The organism is Protofrankia sp. CiP1_Cm_nod2 (assembly GCF_920664355.1).
Taxonomy (GTDB): domain Bacteria; phylum Actinomycetota; class Actinomycetes; order Frankiales; family Frankiaceae; genus Protofrankia.
The window spans coordinates 1-3959 of record NZ_CAKKTL010000343.1 but is presented as its reverse complement, the minus strand read 5'-3'; the positions used below and the strand labels follow the sequence as shown (position 1 = coordinate 3959).

At 73.9% G+C, this 3959-nt stretch carries 3 protein-coding genes; all 3 read right to left on the bottom strand.

Annotated features, from left to right (window positions below):
* Positions 1-1113: serine/threonine-protein kinase (locus NBW84_RS22995; protein ID WP_250287343.1), on the bottom strand; the 1113-nt coding region annotated here is incomplete at its 3' end.
* Entirely contained in the window at positions 1104-2735 is a 1632-nt protein-coding gene (locus NBW84_RS22990; RefSeq protein ID WP_250287341.1) for a hypothetical protein, read from the bottom strand. The genes NBW84_RS22995 and NBW84_RS22990, both read right to left, overlap by 10 nt.
* 44 nt (positions 2736-2779) lie before the next feature.
* Complete coding sequence (locus tag NBW84_RS22985) at positions 2780-3559, bottom strand: sporulation protein (protein ID WP_250287339.1); 780 nt, start codon at positions 3557-3559, stop codon at positions 2780-2782.
* Positions 3560-3959: the final 400 nt, after the last annotated feature.

The following is a 3959-nucleotide window of genomic DNA, read 5'->3' as shown; positions in this document are numbered from 1 at the left end:
CCGGTCGGCGTCGCGGTCCCGCGGGGCCCGCTGGTCGGCGTCGCGGCCGATGCCCGCCGGGACCGCCACCGGCAGCCTGCCCTGCGCCGGCGGGCCGGTCGGTAGCCGAGGCGGTGTCGGCTGGCCGAGTGGCGTCGGCTGGCTGGGTGGTGTCGGCTGGCCGGGTGGCGCGGCGGTGGCCCGGTTGGTGGCGAGCCCGCCGGGCAGCCCGCCCGCCCCGGCCGGGTACCGCGCGGCCTCCCGGACGTCGTCGGCGACGTGCAGGCCGATCTCGCAGCGGCTGGTCCAGCGCGGGCCGTACGCGAGGGCGGCGGCGCGGGCGAGGTCGAGGGCGAAGGCCCGGGCGCTGGGATGCCGCAGCGCAGGCTCCCGCTGGAGGGCACGCATGAGGGTCTCGGCCACGGGCTCGGGGACGCCGGCGGGCGGCGGTGTGGGACGGTCGGCGGTCTTCTGCCGGATCAGCGCCATCAGGGACAGGTCGGGACCGAACGGCGGGGCGTCGGCGAGCATCTCGTAGAGGACGATCCCGAGCGCGTACAGGTCGGTGGCCGGGCTCAGGCGGTCGCCGCCCAGCTGCTCGGGCGCCATGTACCTTGGTGTGCCGATGATCGTGTTGGTGGCGACCGTCGTGGCATTGAAGATCTTCGCGATGCTGAAGTCGGTGACCTTCAGCAGGCCGTTGCCCGAGAACAGCACGTTGTCGGGCTTGATGTCGCGATGCAGCACGCTCCTGGTGTGGGCGCACTCCAGCGCCTCGGCGATGGCCAGCCCCGCCGCGCAGGCGTCCTCGGCGGACAGCGCGCGGCGCCGGCGGGTCAGCGTCCCCCCGGCGAGCAGCTCCATGATGATCAGGCACAGGCCGTCGCGCTCGACATAGTCGTAGATCCGGACGATGTGCGGGTGGTCGAGCCCGGCCAGCAGCCGGGCCTCGGTCGCGAAGGTGGTGGGCAGGCCGGGGTCCGCCGTCGCGGGCAGGACCTTGATGGCCACGTCCCGGCCGAGGCCCTGGTGGTGCCCGGCGAGGACTAGGCCGTGCCCGCCGCTGCCGAGTTCCGCGCCCAACGTGTAGGCGGGCAGCGCCGCGGCCACCCGGGAAAGATCGACTAATGGCACGGGCCCGCCCCGCCGTCACGTGCCGTCAGCCGGGCGAGCCCGGTGGCGAGGACCCGGCAGCCCAGCGCCGCCGCGGCACCCAGGAACGCGAGCGCCGGCAGGACGTAACGGTGGTCGAAACCGGCGGTCGCCGGCGGTACGACCAGCAGCGTCACCGCGACGGCGGTGGTCAGGGCCAGCGGCGCGCGCAGATGCGGACGGTACCGGCCCGCCAGCCCGGTGCCGAGGACGGCGCCGAGCAGCAGCAGGCCCAGCACCGGCCCGGGAACGGCCACCCGGAGCTGGTAGCCCGCCAGCCAGCTGGCGAACGGCTGGCGCAGGCGGTGCGCGCCGTCACCGTGCTCGTAGGCGCGGACGTCCTCGGGAGCGCTGCCACCGGGAATGTACGTCCGGTCGGGGACCGGGTCGGGTGGGACGTGGAACAGGAAGGGACGCACCATGCCTGCATTGGGGTAGTCGGTCAGCCGCGGCCCGAACGTCCGGGAGAAATCCCTTGCCACGATACCGGCGTAGTCCAGCGGCTGTGTCACGATCGCCCGGCGGGCGAACCTGCCGGCCAGCGATTCCTTCGCCGGGCTGAAAACCCGGCCCGCCGGGCTGGAAAGCTCGCCGGGAATGCCGTCCAGCGGGGTGCCGGTGTGCCAGATGTAGTTCGACGGCGGCTGGCGCTCCCCGAGCGGCTCCCGCGGGCAGAGGACCGCCAGGTCGGCCGGCGGGTGCGTGCCGGCACAGTCCACGAACGACGTCGTCCGGGAATAGAGGAAGACCCCGTCGCTGCCGACGATGCCGGCCCGGCCGTGCGTTACCTGGAACCAGGCGCCGTAGCAGCCCAGGGGGACGAGCAGCGCCAGGCAGAAGGCGAGCACCGGCCGCCGGCCCGGGCGGCGGGCCAGCAGCCAGCCGCCCGCCACCAGCGCCAGTGGCAGGCCGACCGTGCGGGTCAGGGACGCCCCCGCCAGCAGCCCGCCCGCGACCAGGGCGGCGGCCGTGGTCGGCCGGCGCCACCACAGCAGGGCCGTCACGGCCGCCACCGTCAGGACGGTGAACAGCGTCTCGGCCATCACCATGTGCTCGATCTGGACCTGGTACCCGTCGAAGAGCTGCGGGCCGGTGGCGAGAGCGGCCAGCCAGCCGGCCGTCCCGTGCCGGCGCAGCAGCATGTAGATCATGACGGCGACGGCCAGGCCCAGCAGATGCTGGACGACGACGACGAGCCGGAAGCTGTGGAGCGGCTCCAGCAGCATCAGGAAGAAGCTGTAGCCCGACGGCCGCACCTCGTACGGCTGCGGCCGCAGCGCCACCCCGAGGTACTCGAAGCTGTCGTTGAACCACAGGGCGGGCGCGTAGCCGACGACCGCCGTCAGGCGTACGATGACCGCCGCCACCAGCATCGCGGTGAACAGCGGATGCCGGCGGGCCAGCCGGGCCTGCCGCCGGCACCAGGCGCTGCCGGCGGCGTGCCAGCGGGCGGACGGCCCGGCGGCGTCCTCGACGGCGTCTTCGGCGGCGTCCCCGACGGCATCGGCCGCCGGTGTCTCACGGAGGGCGGACCACGCCCGGGGCGGGAGCCGCGCGCTCCGCCGCGCCCGGGCAGGCTCCCGGCGGCGCACCGGGGACGTCACCGCGTACTCGACAGGAGCGCCACCGCACAGACGTCCCGGACGGCCTAGAACCAGCCGCGGTGGGCGCCGAGATGCTGGAGCTGCTCGTGCAGCAGACCGGCGAGATGGCGCCGGTCGGTGTCGTGATGGCCGACCCGCAGCCGGCTGAGCGCGTCCCCGCCGGCACGCAGCAGCCCGCCACGCCGGTCGGCCTCCAGCACCACGTCCACGCCGGCGGCGTCGACCAGGAAGGTCACTTCCAGCTCCTTGACGCGACGGGCGTACTCCCCGCCCGGATGCAGCTCGATCTCCTGGTAGAAGGGCAGGTCGGAGCCGGCCAGCCGGCCTTTCTCCACGTCCGCGGAATGGAACCGGAAACCGAGGTCGCCGAGCGCGGCGAGGACCGCCTCCTGGACGGGCAGCGGGTGCACGCTCACCGGGTCGAGGTCGCCGGGGTCGACCGCGCCCGGGATGTCCACCGTGGTCTTCACGCCGATCCTCATGCCGCGCAGGTGCCAGCCGCCCACGTCGGTGATGGGGGTCTGCCAGGGGACCGGCAGCTCGAAGCGCCCGCTGGTCTCCTGGTTGGCGGCGATGGTGAACTTCCCGCCGATGCCGCGGGTGCCGAAGCTGACGTTCTCGTACCAGGTGGAGTCGTCGGTCTCGACCTCGACGGTGGCCTCGAGGGCGACCCGTATCTCGTTGACCGCCTGGTCGACCTTGCCGCCCCTGATGGTCACCGTCCCGGTGACCAGACCGCCGGGCAGGACCTCGGAGCGGTCCAGGACCGTTTCGACGTCGGCGTTGCCCACTCCCAGCCGCGCCATCATCCGCTTCATGCCCACGTGCTCCGCTCACCCTCCATGTCGGTCATGGCTGTCGTATCCGCTGTATCTGTCGTGCCTGTCGTGCCTGTCGCCACGCGTGTCGTGCCCGTGATGCCCGTCGCGGCGTCCGGCGGCGCGCGTCCCAGCCGGTACCGGACACCATCGAGCGTCCATCGGACATCGTTGCCGGGCGCCCCTACGCTCTCACACACGGATTACCGCGACCCGCGACCGTCTCGCGTCATACAGCTTTACGTCACATGGCGGACGGGCCGTACCGCCGTCGAGGCACGCTGGCCGCCGTCGGCCGGGTACGGCAGGGTGGATGCCGTGGGACGGGTGACGGTACGTCGGCAGGTGCTGCGCATCCGCGCCGACGGCGGGCGGACGGCACGCCCCGACAGCATCGCCGGCGAGG